The following is a 19,120-nucleotide window of genomic DNA, read 5'->3' on the forward strand; positions in this document are numbered from 1 at the left end:
CGCCGCGAGCTGCGGGGACAGAGCTTGACGAGCACGCATTGATCTTAGCGACTGGAATGCGAGAAGCACAAGGTTCAAAAGCCTCATCGGAATACCCGTCGACGATCGACAGTTGCCTCCTGAGGCTGCGTCGTCCGCGCGCACCGCACCCCCACGAAAGGCACCACCCGCATGGATCTCTTCGCCCCCGTCCGTCTCGGCGACCTCGAACTCGCCAACCGCGTCGTCATGGCACCGCTCACGCGGATGCGTTCCGGAGCGGACGGCGTCCCCGGCGACCTCGTCGCGGAGCACTACGGACAGCGCGCGGGCCTCGGCCTCATCATCACCGAGGGCACCTACCCGAGCGCCGAGTCGCGTTCCTACCCGGGTCAGCCGGGGATCGTCACCCCCGAGCAGGTCGCCGGCTGGCGCGGCGTCGCCGACGCCGTGCACGGCGCCGGCGGTCTCATCGTCATGCAGCTCATGAACGGCGGCCGTGTCTCGCACACCGACATCACCGGGACCGACCGCATCGTCGCGCCCAGCGCCATCGCGATCGCCGGCGAGGTCCGCACCCCGGCCGGCGCACAGCCCTACCCGGTGCCGCACGCCCTGACGACGGAGGAGCTCGACACGGTCCGTGACGAGTTCGTCCAGGCCGCCCGGAACGCGATCGAGGCCGGGCTCGACGGCGTCGAGCTCCACGCCGCGAACGGCTACCTGCTGCACCAGTTCCTCTCCCCCGTCTCCAACGTCCGCACGGACCGCGCCGGCGGAAGCCCTGAGGCCCGCGCCGGGTACGTCGCGGAGGTCGTCCGCGCCGTGGCCGAGGCGGTCGGCGCAGCACGCGTCGGCATCCGCATCTCCCCGATGAACGGCGCCGGCGACACGGCGGAGACCGACGAGGCCGACGTCCGCGCCACCTACGCGTCGCTGCTCGACGCCCTGGCCCCCCTCGGGCTCGCCTACCTCAGCATCCTCCACGAGGAGCCGGCCGGTGCCCTGGTGCAGGACCTCCGCGGTCACTTCGGCGGCAACCTCATCGTGAACAGCGGCTTCGGCACCGTCACGACCCGCGAGGAGGCGATCGCGCTCGTCGAGAACGCACACGCCGACGCCGTCGCCGTGGGCCGTCTGGCCATCGCGAACCCGGACCTCGTCGAGCGCTGGGCGGGCGAGCACGAGGAGAACACGCCGAACCCGGCGACCTTCTACGGCCCCGGCGCCGAGGGCTACACGGACTACCCGCGCCTCGCCAGCTGATCCGCTCGACCTGAGGCGCCTCGTCACCCCGCGGACCGCGGCGCGACGGGGCGCCTCAGCTCACTCCGCTGCAGGTGGGGCATGGGACTCCAGGAACTCGTACACCTCGACCGAGTCGACCCCGGGGAACGAGCCCGTCGGCAGTGCCGCGAGCAGACTCGTCGGGGTCCGCGCCGCCGGCCAGGCCTGACCAGCCCAGCGTTCGGCGAGCGCCGGTGACGCGCGTCGACAGCACCGCTCGTCCGGGCAGTTCGACGTGGCCCGGTGCGGCGTCTCGCGGCCTCGGAACCACTTGACGTGCGCGAACGGCACGCCGACACTCACCGAGTACTCCCCCTCCTTCGCCCGCTCGATGCGGGAGGTGCACCAGAAGGTGCCGGTGTCCATGTCCGTGTACTGGTACCAGGGGCTGAAGCGGTCCTCGACGTCGAAGACCGTCCTGGCTGTCCAGTTGCGGCAGACGGGCGAGCCCTCGACCGCGCCCAGGACGTCGGAGGGGAAGGTCACGCCGTCGTTCTCGTAGGCCTTGATGATCGTCCCCGACTCGTGCACCTTCATGAAGTGCACCGGGAGACCGAGGTGCTTCGTCGCGAGATTCGTGAACCGGTGCGCTGCCGTCTCGTAGGACACGGCGAACGCGTCGCGCAGGTCCTCCATCGAGATGCGCCGCAGCTGCTTCGCCGCGCCGAGCACCCGGACGGCGTCGCGCTCGGGCAGCAGCAGTGCGGCCGTCAGGTAGTTGGTCTCGACGCGCTGCCGCAGAAAGTCGGCGTAGTTTCTCGGCTCCTCGTGTCCGCAGAGGTGGCTGGCGAACGCCTGCAGGATGGGTGACCGCGAGTCGCGCGACACGGACGATTCAGTCGGCAGGTAGATGCGCCCGTTCCGTCGATCGGTGACCGACCGTGTCGAATGCGGCAGGTCGGAGACCGAGTGGAGCGAGTACCCGAGGTACTGCGCCATCTCCGAGACCGTCTGGTGGGAGACCGGCCCGCCGGTGTAGCCGACGGCGTCGAGGAGCCCCTTCGCGACGGCCTCGAGCTCGGGGAAGTAGTTGTCGGCTGCCCGCATGTCCGCGCGCAGGGCCGCATTCGCCCGGCGCGCCTCCTCCGGCGTCGCCGCCCGTTCACGATGCAGTCTCGCGACCTCGTCGTGGAGCGCGAGGACGGCACGCAGGGTCTCGTCGGCCGTTCCCCGTGAGACTCGGATGGGCGTGATCCCGAGCGCGGAGAAGACCGTGCCCCGTTGTGCCCGCTCGACGGCGATCTCCAGGGCGGCCCGCTCGCTCGGCGGCTCGTCGCGGAGGAGGTCGTCGACCGAGGTGCCGACGGCCGCGGCGATGAGGCGGAGCGTCGCCAGGCTCGGCTCGCGGTGCCCGTTCTCGACGGCCGACGCCTGCGACGGAGCGCGGTCCATCGCGCGGGCGAGGTCGTCGAGCGTGAGGCCGGCGCGCAGGCGGGCGTCACGGATCCGGCGCCCGAGGACGAGGGCGTCGGCGTGGGCAGGGGCGGCGTCACCAGGGAAGGCGGAGTCGGGTGGAGCAGCGACGGTGCTGGTCATGGGGATCATGCTCACACGGCTCGGTTGTTCCGGCAACCAGAAGGTCGGCCGTTCTTCTGCTCACGGATCGCGGTCATCGGGGTTCCGGCGGGCACAGGATCGGTCCCACAGCATCTCCAGACCGACCGCATCCGACCCTCAGGAGCCACCGTGAGCAACGCCGCCACCAGCCCATCCGACCACCGCAGCCCGCTCCGTGCCGGCGACCAGACGCAGACCGCCGAGGAGCTGCAGGAGGAGTGGGACACCGACCCGCGCTGGGACGGCGTCCGGCGTGACTACACCGCGGCCGACGTCATCCGTATCCGCGGCGGCGTCCGCGAGGAACCGACCCTCGCCCGTCGGGGCGCCGAGCGGTTGTGGAACCTCCTCCACACCGAGGAGTGGGTTCCGGCTCTCGGAGCCCTCACCGGCAACCAGGCCGTCCAACAGGTCAGGGCGGGCCTCAAGGCCATCTACCTCTCCGGGTGGCAGGTCGCCGCCGACGCGAACCTGTCCGGGCAGACCTACCCCGACCAGAGCCTCTACCCGGCGAACTCGGTGCCCGCGGTCGTCCGCCGGATCAACAACGCGCTCCTCCGAGCCGAACAGATCGACTTCGCGGAGGCGCCCCTCGGCGAAGCCCCGGGACGTGAGGCGATCGACTGGCTCGCCCCGATCGTCGCCGACGCGGAAGCGGGCTTCGGCGGCCCGCTGAACGCCTACGAGCTCATGTCCGGCATGATCCAGGCCGGCGCGGCAGGCGTCCACTGGGAGGACCAGCTCGCGGCTGAGAAGAAGTGCGGCCACATGGGCGGCAAGGTCCTCGTGCCGACGGGCCAGCACATCCGGACGCTCAACGCGGCACGCCTCGCGGCAGACGTCGCCGGTGTCCCCACGGTCGTCATCGCCCGCACCGACGCGCTCGCCGCCACGCTGATCACGAGCGACATCGACGAACGCGACCAGCCGTTCCTGAACGGGAACCGCACCCCGGAGGGCTTCTACGAGGTGGAGAACGGCATCGGTCCGGTGCTCGCCCGTGGCCTCGCCTACGCGGAGTACGCCGACCTCCTCTGGGTCGAATCGGCGGAGCCCGACCTCGACCTCGCCCGCCGCTTCGCCGAGGCGGTCCACGAACGGTTCCCCGGCAAGAAACTCGCCTACAACTGCTCCCCGTCGTTCAATTGGCGGTCGCACCTCGACGACGCGCAGATCGCATCCTTCCAGCGCGAACTCGCCGCCATGGGATACGCCTTCCAGTTCATCACCCTCGCCGGCTTCCACGCCCTCAACCATTCGATGTTCACGCTGGCGAGCGACTACCGGAAGCGTGCGATGAGCGCGTACGTCGACCTCCAGGAGGCCGAGTTCGCCTCAGCAGCCCACGGCTACACCGCCACGAAGCACCAGCGGGAGGTCGGCACCGGCTACTTCGACCTCGTCGCGACCGCGCTCAACCCCGGCAGCGCCACCCTCGCGCTCGCCGGATCGACCGAGGAACAGCAGTTCCACTGAGCCCCGCCCCACCCGCGGTCCCTGAGCCCACACCCGGTCCCTCACCCCACCCGCGGTCGCTGCGACACACACCCGGTCCCTGAGCTTGTCGAAGGGCCACCATCCGAAACGGAGTCACCCCATGAATACCATCCTCGCCTCCCCGCCCACGCCCGCCACCGCACCGGTTCCGACGAAGCGCACCGGCCCCGCCATCGAGGTGGTCGGTCGACGCCTCGACCGCTCCGAGGAGATCCTCTCGCCGGACGCCCTCGCCTTCCTCGCAGAGCTGCACCAGCGGTTCGCGGGCGCCAGGCACGATCGCCTCGCCGAGCGCATGCGCCGACGGTTCGAGATCGGCAACGGCCGTGACCCGAAGTTCCGCGACGACACCGCGGCGATCCGTGAGGACGCCTCCTGGCGGGTCGCCGGTGCCGGACCCGGCCTCGAGGACCGCCGGGTCGAGATCACCGGACCGACCGATCCGAAGATGACCATCAACGCGCTCAACTCCGGAGCGGACGTCTGGCTCGCCGATCAGGAGGACGCCACGAGCCCGACCTGGGCCAACGTCATCGGCGGGCAGCTCTCACTCCGCGACGCGATCCGCGGCGAGCTGACGTTCACGAGCGAGGCGGGCAAGGAGTACCGCGTCACGGCGACCGAGACACCCACGATCGTCATGCGCCCGCGCGGCTGGCACCTGGTCGAGAAGCACCTGCGCTTCGTCGACCGCACGGGCGCCTCCATGGCGGCGTCGGGGAGTCTCGTCGACTACGGCCTGTACGTGTTCCACAACGCCGAGGCCCTCATCTCCTCGGGTCGAGGGCCGTACTTCTACCTCCCGAAGCTGGAGTCGAGCGAGGAGGCGAAGCTCTGGGACGACGTCTTCACCTTCACGGAGGAGCGCCTGGGACTGGTACACGGCACGATCCGTGCGACCGTCCTCATCGAGACGCTCCCGGCGGCGTTCGAGATGGACGAGATCCTGTACGCGCTCCGCGACCACTGCGCCGGCCTCAACGCCGGACGGTGGGACTACATCTTCTCGATCATCAAGCACTACCGCGGTCGTGGAGCCCGTTTCGTCCTGCCCGACCGGAGCGAGGTCACGATGACGGTGCCCTTCATGCGGGCGTACACCGAGTTGCTCGTGCAGACCTGTCACCGACGCGGCGCGCACGCGATCGGCGGCATGTCGGCCTTCATCCCGAACAGCCGGGACCCGGAGGCCACAGCGAGGGCCATCGAGAAGGTCTCGGCCGACAAGCGACGGGAGGCGGCCGACGGGTTCGACGGGACCTGGGTGGCGCACCCGGGACTCGTCCGGGCAGCGAGGGACGAGTTCGATGCGGTCCTCGGCGAACGCCCCAACCAACTCGAGCGACTGCGGGACGACGTGTCGGTCACCCCCGCGCAGCTGCTCGACGTGCGCATCGGTCGTGCCGTCACCGACGCCGGTCTCCGCGACAACGTGTCGATCACCGTCCGGTACCTCGACTCCTGGCTGCGCGGGGTCGGCGCGGCGGCCATCGACGGGCTGATGGAGGACGCCGCGACGGCGGAGATCAGCCGCTCGCAGATCTGGCAGTGGATCCACCAGGACGTCGCGACGGACGACGGCCGGCCGATCACCCGGGAGCGCGTCGAGGGCCTCCTCGACGAGCTGCTCGTCTCGCTCCCCCGGACGGCCGAGGACCGCTTCGACGACGCCGCCGAGCTGTTCCGCGAGGTGGCGCTCCGCGACGAGTTCCCGACGTTCCTCAGCTTGCCGGCGTACGCCCGTCACCTGGTCGACCCGGCGTAGGTGTGCGACGTCCAGCGCTCCTGCCCGCCGCTCGTCGTCGGAAGTCGCCCGGAATCCTTCCGGGGACCGACGGCGAGCGGCGGTGCATCCGTGCTCTGGCCGACCTGCGGACGGCACCGTAGAGTCGGGCGTATGACCCAGAACGTGCAGGAAGCGACGCCCGCCCGTCTCCCGTCCCTCGGCACGACCGCGCCGGAACCGCCGGTGGGTCGATGGAACGCGTCGAGCCGATACGGCGCTTCGCTCGTGGCCGTCGTCCTGGGTGGCTACCTCGCCATGCGCGCCGGATTGAACGTCATGTGGCTCCAGTCGGACGCCGATGTCATCGCCACCCTGCTCCTTCAGTTCTTCGTCGGCGGTGCGGTCCTCGTGGCCGGTGCCCTGATCGCCCCGGTCTCCCTCGCGCGGCGCGTGCTCGCCTCCGTCGTCGTCGTGGCCGGTCTCGTGGTCCATGCGTTCGGGTCGGCGACGGTGACCAACGCGACGACGCCGTTCCTGCTCTACGGATCGATGTCGGTCACCCTCGGCGCGTTCACCGCTGCCGCGGTCTGGTTGATCGTGCGGGGCCGATCCCTGTCGACGTTCGCCCTCCTGCTCGCCTTCGCCGCCGTGCCGGTGCTGACCGAGCGCCTGACCCATACCGGTTGGTCGGGCGTCACCCGTGAGGACCTCATGACGGGCGTCTCCGCCGCCATCGGCGTCGGCGTGGCCTGGGCGGCAGCGGCCGTCGACGGCGCCCGGTCCCGATAGGTCCGTTCCCGACAGGTCAGGTCCGCGTCACGCACTGTCCTCGCGACACCGGGTTGGGTACGCTCGGAGTCGTGCCTGAATCGACCTCCACGCCCCGCCTGTCCACGAAGATCGCAGCGATCGCCGAGTCCGCCACGCTGAAGGTGGACGCGAAGGCGAAGGCCCTGCAGGCGCAGGGTCGCCCCGTCATCTCCTACGCGGCGGGCGAGCCCGACTTCCCGACCCCCGAGCACATCGTCGAGGCCGCCCTCGTCGCCGCGCGCGACCCGAAGGCGCACCGCTACACACCGGCAGCCGGCCTGCCCGACCTCCGTGCGGCGATCGCCGAGAAGACGCTCCGCGACTCCGGTCTCGAGGTCGACCCCGGCCGGGTCATCGTCACGAACGGCGGCAAGCAGTCGGTGTACGAGGCGTTCCAGGTGCTGCTGAACCCCGGCGACGAGGTCATCGTGCCCACGCCGTTCTGGACGACCTACCCCGAGGCCATCGCCCTCGCCGACGGTGTCGCGGTCGACGTCTTCGCCGACGCCTCGCAGAACTACCAGGTCACCGTCGAGCAGCTCGAGGCGGCGCGCACCCCACGGACCAAGGTCCTCCTCTTCGTCTCCCCGTCGAACCCGACCGGCTCCGTCTACTCCCCCGAACAGACGAAGGCCATCGGCGAGTGGGCGCTCGAGCACGGCATCTGGGTCATCTCCGACGAGATCTACCAGAACCTCACCTACCCTTCGGCAGGCTCAGGACAGGCGACGAAAGCGACGTCCATCGTCGAGGCGGTCCCCGAGCTCGCGGAGCAGACCCTCCTCGTCAACGGGGTGGCGAAGACCTACGCGATGACCGGTTGGCGTGTGGGGTGGACCGTCGGCCCGGCGGACGCGATCAAGGCGCTCGGTAACCTGCAGTCGCACCTGTCCGGCAACGTGAACAACATCGCGCAGCGCGCGGCGATCGCGGCTCTCACCGGCCCGCAGGACGCTGCGGATTCCATGCGCGAGGCCTTCGACCGCCGCCGCAAGCTCATCGTCGGGGAACTCAACAAGATCGACGGCTTCGCGACCCCCACCCCGCAGGGTGCCTTCTACGTCTACCCCGACGTGACGGCGCTGCTCGGCCGGACGTTCGGCGGTGTGACGCCCACGACCTCGCTCGAGCTCGCGGACCTCATGCTCGACCAGGCCGAGGTCGCCGCCGTCCCCGGCGAGGCGTTCGGGCCGTCCGGGTACCTGCGGTTCAGCTACGCACTCGGCGACGACCAGCTCCTCGAGGGCGTCCAGCGGCTGCAGCGTCTCTTCGCGTCCTGATCCGTCGTCCGCCCGCCCGTGTTCGGTGGGCGGACGGTCGGCACGCGGACGACAGTGCGGCTCAGATCGTGACGCCGACCACCACGGGTTCGGGCTGCAGGAGCACCCCGAACTCGGCGTGGACCCGCGCCTGCACGAAGCGGGCGAGCTCGGCGATCTCGGTGGCGGTCGCCCCGCCCCGGTTGGTCAGTGCGAGGGTGTGCTTCGTGGAGACCGCGGCGTGCGATCCGGGGAGCGCGAACCCGCGACGGACGCCGGCCCGCTCGATCAGCCAGGCCGCCGACAGCTTCGCCAGCCGTTCCACGGGAGTCGGCCGGGGCGGGTTGACGACCTCGCCGAGCGGGTAGACGTACTCGGTGTCGTCGTCGGCCGGCGGGTCGACGGGCCACCAGGGAGCGTCACCGGGGAGCGAGCGGGCGACGTGCTCGGACACGATCGGGTTGGTGAAGAACGATCCGGCGCTGGCCGTGTCGGGGTCGTCCGGGTCGAGCACCATGCCCTTCGAGGCACGGAGCGCGAGCACCGTCGTGCGCACCTGGGCCAGACGGACCTGCTCGCCGACCTCCACGCCGAGCGCGAAGGCGAGCTGCTGGTAGGCGATCGGCGCGGCGAGACCGTCGGGACCGACGTCGTCGAGCTCGATGACGATCGCCACGACCACGCCCGACCGTTCGGGCTCCCCACCGCCGTGACGCTTCAGGACCGATGTCCGGTATCCGAGGCCGAGCTCGGCGGCAGGTACACGCTCGACGGTCTGCGACTCCTCGTCGAGCAGATCGACCGCGACGAGCGACGACACGATCTCCTGTCCGTAGGCGCCGATGTTCTGGACCGGGGCCGCCCCGCAGGATCCCGGGATGCCCGACAGTGCCTCGATGCCTGCGAACCCGTGCTCCACCGTGTAGGCGACGAGCGCCTCCCAGTCCTCGCCGGCCTGCACCCGCAACCGGACGCGTCCGGCCGGTGCCTCGAGCCGTTCGATGCCGCGGTTCGCCGCCCTGATGACGGTGGCCTCGATCGGCTCGTCGCCGACGAGGAGGTTCGATCCGCCCCCGAGCAGCAGCCACGGCTGGTCGGTGTTCCAGACGTCGAGCACGGCGTCGATCAGCTCGGCCTCGCTCGTGCACTCCACGAAGGCTGCAGCGGGCCCACCCACCTGCAGGGTGGTGAGCTCGCGCAGACTGATGGTGTCGGTCATGACGCTCCGCGGCTCAGGCGAAGCCGACGACGAGCTGCGCCTTGCCGAGCACCGTCTGCTCGGCGAAGGTGACGGTGAGGTCGATGCGTGCGGTCTGCGCGTCGGCGTCGAGCTTGCCGACCTTCGCGACGATGTGGAGCTCTGCGCCGGTCTCCGGGTCGACGACGACCGGGCGGGTGAACCGCACCTGGTAGTCGAGCACGCGGCCGGGGTCGCCGATCCAGTCGACCACCGGCTGCGCGGCGATCCCCATCGTCAGCATGCCGTGCGCGAGGACGCCGGGCAGCCCGACGGACGCGGCGACGTCGTCGCGGTAGTGGATCGGGTTGAAGTCACCCGAGGCACCGGCGTAGCGCACGAGCGCGTCGCGGGTGAGGTGGACCGTCCGCTCGGCGACGACGTCGCCGACAGCGGGCATGGCGGGAGTCGTCTGCTGCACGTCGCTCATCCTTCGTCTCCTCGCACCACGAGCGTCGAGGTCGCGGTGACCACCGGCTCGCCGTCGGCATCGGTCATGACCGAGTCGCACGTCACCATGGAGTGGCCGCCCAGGGACTTGATCGAGGTGACCGTCAGCTGCGCCGTCAGTTCATCGCCTGCGACGATCGGGCGGTGGTGCACGAACCGCTGATCGCCGTGGACGACCCGACTGAAGTCGATGCCGACGTCCGGCTCGGCGAGGAGCTGCTGCAGCGTGTGCTCCTGCACGACGACCGCAAAGGTCGGCGGCGCGACCACGTCGGCGTGGCCTGCGGCGCGTGCCGCTTCCGGGTCGAGGTTGATGGGGTTCGTCGCGAAGACGGCCCGCGAGAACTCGCGGATCTTCTCGCGTCCGACCAGGTACGGGGCGACGGGCGGGAAGACCCGACCGGCGAGTTCTGGGTTCACTGACACGCCCTCCAGCCTACCCGCTGGCCCGGCCAGGGGGTCTTGGAGCCGGATCGACGACCGGGGTGATCAGGAGCGCTTCAACGCCTGGAACACCATGCGGATCGCGATGACCACGAGGAACGCCGCGAAGAGCAGGTTGCCGACGAACGGTGGGACGACCGACGCGACGATGGCACCGAGGGCGGTCGTCGTGCACGCCGCGACCCCGATGATCGCCGCCGCCCGGAGGTCGACGTTGCCACGCCGGACGTTGCCGACGGTGCCGGAGATCGCGGTCGGCACCATCATGAGCAACGACGTGCCCTTGGCGATGAGGTCGCTCGCACCGAACAGCAGGATGAGCATCGGCACCACGACGACACCACCGCCGATCCCGAGGAGTCCCGACAGGACCCCGGTCAGGAATCCCAGCAGGATGAGGCCGATGATCGAGCCCACGTGCAGATCGATCTCCGCGGTGCGGGACGGGACGATGAGGAACAGCGAGACCACCACGACGAGGAGGAACCCGATGAACCCCCATTGCAGCGCGCGTTTCGGGAGCTTCGCCAGGAGGTAGCTGCCGAGCTGGGCGCCACCGATCGCGCCGACCGCCAGCAGGATCGCCGCCACCCAGTCGACCGTCCCGTTCACCGCGTAGGAGATGACCCCGACGAGCGACGTGGGGACGATCGCGGCGAGCGAGGTCCCAGCGGCGAGCCGTTGCCCGAACCCGAGGAGGAACACCACGGCCGGGACGATGAGGATGCCGCCGCCGACGCCGAAGAGCCCCGACAGGAACCCGGCAGTCAGGCCGATCCCGATGAGCCAGGCGATGCCGGACGCGGATCGGACCGGACGGCCGGTCGCGTCGTCGCCGGTCACCGTGCGGTGGGGCCGGAGAGTGCCGTCTCGAGGGACGGGGTGGTGCGAGCGGTTCCGGCGTCGAGGAGCGACCAGCCATCGTCGGTCGCCTCGATGACCGACACGGAACAGTTCTCGAGCGGCGGGACCGTGGTGCCCGACAGGTGGCTCAGGGTCAGGCGGATGAGCGTGCCGTGGCTCACGACGAGCACGTTCTTGCCCGGGTGGTCGCGAGTGATCTCCTCGATGCCGCGCATGCCGCGTTCGATGACCGACTCCTCGGTCTCGAGGTTCGGGTACTGGTGGTCGGGCCAGTTGTCGAGCACCATCTGCGCGGTCGCGCCTTCCGCGTCGCCGTAGTGGCGCTCGACCATGTCGGGGTAGGTGCCGCCGAGTTCCAGCCCGAGGGCGTCGGCGATGATCTGCGCCGTCTCGCGTGCGCGGCCGAGCGGGGAGCTGACCACGACGTCCCAGGTGCCGGTGAGCCGAGGGGCGACCGTCGCCGCCTGCTCCCGCCCCGTGTCGTTCAGCGGGATGTCCGTCGTCCCCTGCAACCGTCGTTCGAAGTTCCAGGCGGTCTGTCCGTGACGGACGAGGGCGATGGTCATGCCCCCAAGCCTAACCGCCGACGGCGCATGGACCACCGGTCGCAAGCCAACGGGCGCCCTCACCGTTCGGTGTCGCTCCCGGCTTCCGTCGCCCAGCGGATCCGGATGGGGCCACGGACGGTCTCGCGATCGACCGCCTCGTCGCCCTGGGTGATCCGCACCCGGCCCTCGTCGACGAGTCGCCAGGCGACCCGGCGGGTGTCGTCCATCAGCTCGCGCCAGTCCTCGCCGCCGACGGCTCGGGCCGCGTCGGACGGGCAGATGGAGGAGGTGACGGCACGCTTGCCGAGGAGGTCCAGGATCGTCGACTCGAGGACGGCGTCGTCGACGCCTCCCCGGCCGTGCCGCTGCGCCCCCGTGTCGTCACTCATGGCATCCAGTATGCGTGCTCCCCTGCGGCGGCGTCCCGGAGCCGTCGAACCCGGACGGGACACCGCGCGCTTGGGAGAGCCTCAGGCGAACTGCGCGTAGAACCCCTCGGGGGCGTTGGCGAGCGAGGCCTTGACCATGGCGCTCCACTCGTCGACGACGACCTCCGCGACACCCTGCTCGACACCGTCGAGGCTCGCGCGGGCGACGTCCGCCGGGTCGACCATCGGCCCCTCGTACCCCGCCATGATGTCGGTGTCGGCGGCGCCGAGGTGCAGTCCCTGCACCGAGACACCCTTCGGCGAGAGCTCCAGGCGGACCGCGTTCGTCATGTTCCACTCCGCCGCCTTGGCCGAGGCGTATCCGCCGGAGCCGGGGTGGGCGAACCAGCTCAGGGCGGAGAGCACGTTGACGATCGCCCCGCCCCCGTTCCCCTCGATCACCGGAGCGAACGCACGCACCATGGCGAGGTTGCCCCAGTAGTGGGTGTCCATCTCGCGTCGAGCGTCGGCGAGGTCGCCGGTCAGCATCGAGCCCTGCGTGGCGATGCCGGCGTTGTTGACGAGCAGGGTGACGTCGGTCGCGAACGCGGCCGCCCCCTCGACGGAGGCCTGGTCGGTGATGTCGAGCTGCAGCACCTCCACACCGGGGATGTCGACGAGCTCCGGGCGACGCGCGGTCGCGTACACCTTCGCTGCGCCGCGCTCGAGCAGCTGGGTGACGAATCGGCGCCCGATGCCCCGGTTCGAGCCGGTGACGAGTGCGACGGATCCTGCGATGTCCATGATTCCCTTCCGCGTGCGGGGCGATCCCGCAGCAGCCTGGTTAGGCTAAGACCTCACATCAATGTCAGGTGCAAGCCAGGAATGGAAGATCGATGCGCATCGGGGATCTCGCGGCTCGGACCGGGGTGAGCGTCCGCTCGCTCCGGTACTACGAGGAGCAGGGGCTGCTCACCGCCACACGCACGACGAGCGGCCAACGGAGCTATGAACGAGCGGCGGTCGACCGGGTCCAGCTCGTGCAGCAGCTCTTCGCGGCCGGCCTCCCGAGCCGCACCATCGTGCAACTCCTCCCCTGCGTCGACGCAGGGGTGGCGACGCCGGCGTCTCTTGAGCTGCTTCGGACCGAACGCGACCGCATCACGGCGCAGATGGCGGACCTCGAGGCCGCGCGCGCCCGCCTCGAAGCGGTCATCGACATCACGCTCCACCCGACGCCGGAGCACTGCCCGGCCCTGCGCGAGGAGCGTCCGGCGGAGTCGGAAGCCGCCTGACGCGCTCAGCCAGGCTTCGACGCTGTCGGTCCTTCGCGGCTACCATGACCAGGTCGGAGGTCGAGGACACAACCGGTGGCCCGCCTTCGCGGTAGCCGAGACGGGGGTCAGCGATGAGTGCATCCGAGAGCCAGGGGCAGGCGGGTCCGACCGAGTCGGTCGCGGCGCAGGCGGCGCGCACCCGGCTCGAACAGCGCGTGGCGAGCATCGAATCCATGCTGATCTCGTTCCCGATGCTGCTGTTGGAGGTCGCGCTCATCCTCTCGCTGTTCGTCCCGTTCGCCAGTCAGACGACCGACGACGAGGGCACGGAGGTCTTCAACCTCTTCTTCTTCCTCGGCGGGTTCGCCGATCGCGACGACGACGGTGATCCAGAGGCCGCCTCGATCCTGTTCGCGAGCGCGTTCCTCCTGCTCATCCTGGTGATCATCGCGGCGATCTGCACCACCCCGGTGTTCCGAGGGAAACGGATCTCGGCCCGGGCGGGCGCCACGGCCGTGACCGTCATCATCGTGCTCATCCTCGGCAACCTCGGAGCCTGGATGGTGATGCTGATGGGCATCTTCGCGGACTCGCCCTGGGAGCTCGGGCCGGCGCTCCCGCTTCTCAGTATCGGCACCCTGCTCGCGGCGATGATCGCCTTCTCGCCGGGCTACCGCAGCATCTGGGACCGGTGACGCGGCCCGGCCTCTAGCCCGGCGCTACGCGCTCGGGTGGCTCCGGCGACCGGGATCGGCCAGCCAGCCTGCCGCCCAGAGGATCTCGTGAGCGATCTCCTGCACGGCCCGATCATCGGTGACGATCCTGCGCGCCGTGCTCGCCTCGTCCAGCTTCGCGGCCGCTATGACACTCCGCTCGAGATGCTCCTCGAGCGCCGTCCCGATCTCGCGCCGAGCGAGACGCTGCGCGGCGGTCGTGTCGGTCGCGGTCAAGAGCACGCCGAACGAACGGACGTCTGTGCCGAGGGCGGCGGCCAGCGTGGGGATCTGCAGCACGCTGACGGTGTTCGTGTACAGGAGGCGGAAGTAGCCTGCCGACCGGTAGTTCGCCCACATGGCCGCAAGGTTCTGCTCTGCCAGGTCTCTGCCGTTGCGCCACGGTTCCGGGTACGCCTGATCGAGATTGTCGCCGTCGATGACGGCATGAGGAAGGTCGGCGCGTTGCAGGATCTTGGATGCTTCAGCAGCGACCGACGTCTTCCCGACGCCCGACCGACCTCCGATGAAGATCACGTCCGCGGCGGGTGTCTCCTGCATGTTCGTCACGCGCTAGTGCGCCTGGAGGACCGCCCACGCGATGAGGCTGTCGAGACGACGGACGTCGACGCCCTTCGCGAGCTTCACCTTGATGTGCCCGGCCTTGGTCCAGAGTTCGATCTCCGAGTTCCAGTCGAGGGTTCCGGCGTTCTCGGAGGACCACATGTTGATCGAGCTGTACGGGAGGGAGTAGATCTCGACCTTCTTGCCGGAGATGCCCTGCGCGTCGCGCACGATGAGGCGCTTGGTGGTGAACACCGCGGAGTCGCGGAACGTCTTGAACGCCGCAACCGCCTGTTCCCCCTGCACGAGCAGCTGGGTCACATCCGCGGGGATCGGAATCTCGTTCTGCAGGGTCCAGGCCATGATCGGTGCGCTTTCCATGGCCCGATTCTGTCAGAGACCGTCGCTCCCGGCGCGGTTCCCGCGGCTGCAGCGATGGGGAGCGCTGCCCATGCGGCACACCCCTGCGAACCGGGGCCTCTTGTCATACTGAACCCGTGAACGGAACCGACAGCACCTCCACCAGCGTGCTCGAGGAGTGAGCCTCGACGTCGTAGCGGATCGGTTTCGGACGTCCAGCATGCCGCGATCGTACGCCGCGGGTGCGACAGACCTACTCGTACAGCACGGAGTCCGTCGTCCACACGGGGCCGAACTTCTGGGTCGTGCAGGTGAAGGTGGACCGAACCATCGCGCTGAACGCGTTCTGCGCGTCCACTCGACCCTCGATGATGAAGATGGGGTTCTCGTCGTCCTGGATCGGGCGCGCAGCTGCGATCTCACGAGCGTCGTCGTCTGTCTGGATCTCGACCTCGGTGAACTGCGCGGTCGACGGCGACTTCAGTCGCCCAAGGACGTCGTCCTGGCACTCGCTGATGGCGCGCTTCGCGTCGGTCGGGAACAGGATGATCCCCGCGACGCACGCGCCGCCGACAAGCACGAGCGCAACCGCCAGAACGATCAACCACCAGCGTGGGTATGTCCGCCGCCGGCCGGGCGCATCTCCTGCGGGTACCTCGGCCATCGACGCTTCGGTGTGGTCGCTCATGTGTGCATCCTATCGACGCGGCCGGACTTCCATCCCGGACAACACATCGACGGAAGTGCAGCCAGAACCGTACGCGTTGTGCACCCCGGCGTGGGATTCACGAGCGTTTCGGCGGGCCGCCGTCACGGACCTTTTTTCCCTGTTTGAGTCCACATTCGGCTCTACGCGTGACGTATTTCTGTAGACCCGACGAAGCTAATACAGCCATTGATCAATGTTTACGATCCTTCTTGGGGCTTTCATTCTTCGAGCCCGAGTCGCTGTCCCGAATGCGGCCATCCCTGCCGTGAATCCTGACATCGCCCTTGCCATCTCCCGTTTTTTCAACGATCTCTTTCGCGCGCGTGATCGCCTCCTTCTGGGTGTCGAAGTGGCCGGAGGAGCGTTGGTGGTCTTCCTTCACCACGTCCCATCCGCCTCGATCCATATTCGGCACGACATGTCGGTCCTCGTCGTTCTTCGCCATGGGGTTCCTCGCTTTCTTGAATATCTTCTTCGTCCACTCCTCGGGTGGGAGGTCGTCGTCATCGCGCTCATCCGCCACTGTCAGGGACCTACCGATGTAGTCGGGCTGGGAGCCTCGGGCTGTTCAGCGGAGTCTGCGGGCGAGAACAGTGCGAGGAGGGCAACAGCGATGCTCAGCGTCAGAGCGATGAACCCGATCCTCACAATCGCTCCACGGTTGGACAGCCACGTCTCGTCCGCTTCCAATATCTCCAGCTTGGTGTCGGCGATCCTGTATTCGGCCAATAGCGAGTCCATCCCGAGTACGGCGTTTCGCATCGGCCGGACGTCCAGCGCATCGCCCCGACGCGGGAAGACAGCGATCACTCCAGCCAAGGCAGCGACAAAGCTGAGAAGGAGGTTCGCACCGACGAACCAGGAGAATCCGTCTGTCGCTTGCAAGGCTCCAACCACGCTGGCCGCGCCGATCAGCAGTGTCGCCCGCTGCTCCATGGCTGCCGAGCGCTGGGACTGCGAGGCAATCTCGCTGTCGAGCTCTCTCGATATCAGCGCCAGTTGCTCAGATTTCCCCTGCAGATCCTCGGAACGCATCACGCCTACTTCTTCGGCTTGGGAGGCTGGCGGTTCGGGCGTTTTGGCGGTTCCGCGGACTTCGGCTGTTCTCGCTCGTTGAACCGCCCGAGATCTCTGCCCTTGTAGACAGGTTTCTTCCATGCCTCATTCGGGCTTGGTTCGTTCGATTCTTCGGCCAATTCATCCCCCTGGTGGGAAGAGGATACATGAACGCAGAGCTATAGCAGCCACGCCGTTCCTTCTCCACCGAGAAACGGGCTCGGCCTGTCGACGCGTCCGAGTCTTGTAAAGGAACGTCAGTCCGTTCTAGCCCTTTGCTGGACCATCGACATCGTCAGCGGCGCGCGGCTCGAGCGTGGAGGCTGAGGTCCAGAGGTTCTGATAGGCGCTGCGAATTGCTGTTGCTGCAGCTACGTCCTCGATGGGGGCCACGACTCCTGGACGCGTCGTGATGCTGTTGAGGCTTGAGCCAAGAAGAAAGACGGGCCCCGCGTCGGGGATGTAAAAGCGATCATGCATCTTCGCAAGGGGAAGGGTCCGCACCTCAACGGTCATCGCGCCAGCTCCAAGCGCGCGGGCGAGCTGCTGAAGACGCAAACCCTTCCGGTCGGCCCAATCTGAGGTGAGTACTCGGTTCACCTGGGAAAGGTCGCGGAGGTCGTAGAGTCCCTGAAAGTGTAGGTACGGATCAACCAGCGTCCCCGGCCCAGCACTCGCGAGCAAGTCGAAGATTCGAATGTAGGCAAGCGGATCGTTGGGATCGATGACCACCGTCATCGGTTGCGCCGGCTGCTTCTCGAGCGCAGGGCGCCGCGCATGAGCCAGCACGGAGCGTCCGAGCGCGGTAAGCCGAACTGACCCAGAGGCAGGGTCAATCCAGCGCGACCGGATTAGAAATGCGCTCGGCGTCTCTCCAGGCTCGTAGAAGTAGTCATGATTTGCCTCCTCTTGCATCGCCGCCATGTACGACTCGCGCCGCCGCACAGGAGCAGGCCTCGGCAACGTGGCGAAACTATCGAAGGCTTCGACCGAAAGCTCCGCCCCGGCTCGTTCGACGGCCTCAATGTAGGTGAGCGCCACTTCGAGCTTGTCATCCACCAGGTTCATCTTTCGAACCTACCGTCCTGACCGTCTGTTATTTAGGCCGATTTCATGCGCTGACTTCCCCTGTGTGTGCGAACTCCACCAGTGCTATCAGCGCGTTCGACATCGTCGAGACCAAGCACATCGTGAACCTGCGAGGTCTAGTGAGCTTCCGCTTCTCGCTGCTGCGCATCTTCGACTCAGCGACGCGCGACGTCACTGAGGTGTCGTGACGAGCACGAGCGTCTTGGGGTCGATATCGTCGCGGGTCCGCAGCTCAGGAAGATCCGAGCCATCCAGCGCCGCCGCGAGCATCCGAACTTGCGCTTGGTCGAGCGCCGTCGACAACGACTGTGCGGACGCAATGGCCGAGTAGAACGCGGACGCGAAGACGATCGCAGACGTATCGTCGATGCTGTCCGACATACCGATGACGGCGGGCACCGTTCGAAGTACGTCATCAGCGCCCGCCAGACTTTCGCAGGCGTTCATGACGAGCAGGCGAGGTGGGTCATCGGTCGCCCCGAGAACCCGGGCAACCAGGGCGAAGTTGACTTCTGTGCCGTTTTCGTCGCCCGCCTCGTTTTCCATCAACAATCCGTCAGGACCTGCGTGTCCGGAGAAATGAACAATATGGGGTCGATAGTCGTTCAGCCCATCGAGTAGATCGTTGACGGTCGCGGCGGGTGCGTGCTCGACCTGCACTAGGTCACGGTATTTGGATCTGCGCAAGGCCTGACGGACCTGGCGAACCTCCTGGTCAACCCGAAGCCAGGTGCCGTACCGCTGTTCACTGCCATCCGGGGCGGTGATGGTCTGCTCGGTGGCTTCCGGATTGGCAGTTAAGTAGAGAACCCGCAGAATCTCGGGCTGCGGTGGACGCACCTCTACGTACCGGATCTCCGCAACGGGCGAGCTGAGCCGCGAGATCTCTCGTGCATGGGCTCGCTCGTCTTGCCGCCGCCGTGAATCTGTCTGCTTCTGCTTACTCTCGGCGCTCCGGCGCTCGCTCTCCTCAGCTGAGCGCAATGAAGTCATCTTCGTCGCGATCGACTTGTCGACCGCGGCCAGATCCTTGCGAGCTTTGGCAACCTTGCCTTCGGCGGCGACCACCTTCTTATCTTCGCGTTCAGCACCTGAGAGCGCGGATCGGACGGTTGAGGCACTCTTCGAGCGCTGCGCCTGATCCCGCTTCTTTCGTGCTGCTTCGCGTGACGATGCAGCATCCTTTTCGGCCTTTGCAACATCTGATGTCAGCGCTGCCTTGCGGGCCTGTGCGCGCGCAATATCCGACCGTAGTGTGTCACTTCGCGCCATCGGTGGACTCCTTGCAGCTGGCCGGATGCGTGGTTCCGCGCACTCACGTGAAGT

General features: G+C 68.3%; 22 protein-coding genes. 7 read left to right on the plus strand and 15 right to left on the minus strand.

Annotation, left to right across the window (positions count from 1 at the left end):
• Positions 1–171: 171 nt before the first annotated feature.
• Positions 172–1,245, plus strand: a complete 1,074-nt coding sequence (locus tag ITJ57_RS16225) for an alkene reductase (RefSeq protein ID WP_194671059.1) — start codon at positions 172–174, stop codon at positions 1,243–1,245.
• Between the two features lie 60 nt (positions 1,246–1,305).
• Here the strand turns inward: ITJ57_RS16225 and ITJ57_RS16230 are convergent, their stop codons facing one another.
• Complete coding sequence (locus tag ITJ57_RS16230; protein WP_194671060.1) at positions 1,306–2,802, minus strand: helix-turn-helix transcriptional regulator; 1,497 nt, start codon at positions 2,800–2,802, stop codon at positions 1,306–1,308.
• A 150-nt stretch (positions 2,803–2,952) separates the two neighbouring features.
• Here ITJ57_RS16230 and aceA point away from each other — a divergent pair, with 150 nt between their 5' ends.
• The 4 genes from aceA (at position 2,953) to ITJ57_RS16250 (ending at position 8,136) form a co-directional block, all read left to right on the plus strand.
• A complete protein-coding gene (aceA, locus tag ITJ57_RS16235) occupies positions 2,953–4,299 on the plus strand; it encodes an isocitrate lyase (protein WP_194671061.1) in 1,347 nt (448 codons plus the stop codon).
• A 121-nt stretch (positions 4,300–4,420) separates the two neighbouring features.
• Positions 4,421–6,085: a malate synthase A gene (gene aceB, locus ITJ57_RS16240; RefSeq protein WP_194671062.1), complete on the plus strand. Its 1,665-nt coding sequence runs from the start codon at positions 4,421–4,423 to the stop codon at positions 6,083–6,085.
• A gap of 132 nt (positions 6,086–6,217) precedes the next feature.
• Positions 6,218–6,835 carry a hypothetical protein gene (locus ITJ57_RS16245; RefSeq protein ID WP_194671063.1) on the plus strand — a complete coding sequence of 206 codons (618 nt, stop codon included), beginning with the start codon at positions 6,218–6,220 and terminating at the stop codon, positions 6,833–6,835.
• A gap of 71 nt (positions 6,836–6,906) precedes the next feature.
• Positions 6,907–8,136, plus strand: a complete 1,230-nt coding sequence (locus ITJ57_RS16250) for a pyridoxal phosphate-dependent aminotransferase (RefSeq protein ID WP_194671064.1) — start codon at positions 6,907–6,909, stop codon at positions 8,134–8,136.
• Between the two features lie 61 nt (positions 8,137–8,197).
• Here the strand turns inward: ITJ57_RS16250 and ITJ57_RS16255 are convergent, their stop codons facing one another.
• The 7 genes from ITJ57_RS16255 to ITJ57_RS16285 form a co-directional block, all read right to left on the minus strand.
• Positions 8,198–9,334 (minus strand): UDP-N-acetylmuramate dehydrogenase, encoded by a 1,137-nt coding sequence (locus ITJ57_RS16255; protein WP_194671065.1) that lies wholly within the window; start codon positions 9,332–9,334, stop codon positions 8,198–8,200.
• A 13-nt stretch (positions 9,335–9,347) separates the two neighbouring features.
• Positions 9,348–9,782: a MaoC family dehydratase gene (locus ITJ57_RS16260; RefSeq protein ID WP_228507299.1), complete on the minus strand. Its 435-nt coding sequence runs from the start codon at positions 9,780–9,782 to the stop codon at positions 9,348–9,350.
• Entirely contained in the window at positions 9,779–10,228 is a 450-nt protein-coding gene (locus ITJ57_RS16265) for a MaoC family dehydratase N-terminal domain-containing protein (protein WP_194671066.1), read from the minus strand. The genes ITJ57_RS16260 and ITJ57_RS16265 overlap by 4 nt, the downstream gene beginning before the upstream one ends.
• 63 nt (positions 10,229–10,291) lie before the next feature.
• Positions 10,292–11,089, minus strand: coding sequence for a sulfite exporter TauE/SafE family protein (locus ITJ57_RS16270; RefSeq protein WP_194671067.1), 798 nt, complete (start codon positions 11,087–11,089; stop codon positions 10,292–10,294).
• A complete protein-coding gene (locus tag ITJ57_RS16275; protein ID WP_194671068.1) occupies positions 11,086–11,676 on the minus strand; it encodes a histidine phosphatase family protein in 591 nt (196 codons plus the stop codon). The genes ITJ57_RS16270 and ITJ57_RS16275 overlap by 4 nt, the downstream gene beginning before the upstream one ends.
• Positions 11,677–11,735: 59 nt before the next feature.
• Positions 11,736–12,047 (minus strand): DUF3253 domain-containing protein, encoded by a 312-nt coding sequence (locus ITJ57_RS16280; RefSeq protein ID WP_194671069.1) that lies wholly within the window; start codon positions 12,045–12,047, stop codon positions 11,736–11,738.
• A gap of 81 nt (positions 12,048–12,128) precedes the next feature.
• Positions 12,129–12,830 carry an SDR family oxidoreductase gene (locus tag ITJ57_RS16285; protein WP_194671070.1) on the minus strand — a complete coding sequence of 234 codons (702 nt, stop codon included), beginning with the start codon at positions 12,828–12,830 and terminating at the stop codon, positions 12,129–12,131.
• Positions 12,831–12,922: 92 nt separating this feature from the next.
• Between ITJ57_RS16285 and ITJ57_RS16290 the strand changes: the two genes are divergently transcribed.
• Positions 12,923–13,321, plus strand: a complete 399-nt coding sequence (locus ITJ57_RS16290; RefSeq protein ID WP_194671071.1) for a MerR family transcriptional regulator — start codon at positions 12,923–12,925, stop codon at positions 13,319–13,321.
• A 113-nt stretch (positions 13,322–13,434) separates the two neighbouring features.
• A complete protein-coding gene (locus ITJ57_RS16295; RefSeq protein ID WP_194671072.1) occupies positions 13,435–13,998 on the plus strand; it encodes a hypothetical protein in 564 nt (187 codons plus the stop codon).
• A gap of 24 nt (positions 13,999–14,022) precedes the next feature.
• Here the strand turns inward: ITJ57_RS16295 and ITJ57_RS16300 are convergent, their stop codons facing one another.
• The 7 genes from ITJ57_RS16300 to ITJ57_RS16330 all read right to left on the minus strand — a co-directional run bounded on the left by ITJ57_RS16300 (position 14,023) and on the right by ITJ57_RS16330 (position 19,066).
• On the minus strand, positions 14,023–14,577 hold the full coding sequence (locus ITJ57_RS16300) for an adenylyl-sulfate kinase (RefSeq protein WP_194671508.1): 555 nt from the start codon (positions 14,575–14,577) through the stop codon (positions 14,023–14,025).
• A 12-nt stretch (positions 14,578–14,589) separates the two neighbouring features.
• Positions 14,590–14,961, minus strand: a complete 372-nt coding sequence (locus ITJ57_RS16305; protein WP_194671073.1) for a PH domain-containing protein — start codon at positions 14,959–14,961, stop codon at positions 14,590–14,592.
• Between the two features lie 232 nt (positions 14,962–15,193).
• Positions 15,194–15,628: a hypothetical protein gene (locus ITJ57_RS16310; protein WP_194671074.1), complete on the minus strand. Its 435-nt coding sequence runs from the start codon at positions 15,626–15,628 to the stop codon at positions 15,194–15,196.
• A 211-nt stretch (positions 15,629–15,839) separates the two neighbouring features.
• Positions 15,840–16,094, minus strand: coding sequence for a DUF2188 domain-containing protein (locus ITJ57_RS16315; protein WP_194671075.1), 255 nt, complete (start codon positions 16,092–16,094; stop codon positions 15,840–15,842).
• An 80-nt stretch (positions 16,095–16,174) separates the two neighbouring features.
• Positions 16,175–16,687 carry a hypothetical protein gene (locus ITJ57_RS16320; protein WP_194671076.1) on the minus strand — a complete coding sequence of 171 codons (513 nt, stop codon included), beginning with the start codon at positions 16,685–16,687 and terminating at the stop codon, positions 16,175–16,177.
• Between the two features lie 285 nt (positions 16,688–16,972).
• Positions 16,973–17,773 (minus strand): hypothetical protein, encoded by an 801-nt coding sequence (locus ITJ57_RS16325; protein ID WP_194671077.1) that lies wholly within the window; start codon positions 17,771–17,773, stop codon positions 16,973–16,975.
• Between the two features lie 192 nt (positions 17,774–17,965).
• Positions 17,966–19,066: a CHAT domain-containing protein gene (locus ITJ57_RS16330; RefSeq protein ID WP_194671078.1), complete on the minus strand. Its 1,101-nt coding sequence runs from the start codon at positions 19,064–19,066 to the stop codon at positions 17,966–17,968.
• Between the last annotated feature and the right edge of the window lie 54 nt (positions 19,067–19,120).

It is taken from the genome of Plantibacter sp. VKM Ac-2880 (assembly GCF_015351235.1).
Lineage (GTDB): Bacteria > Actinomycetota > Actinomycetes > Actinomycetales > Microbacteriaceae > Plantibacter.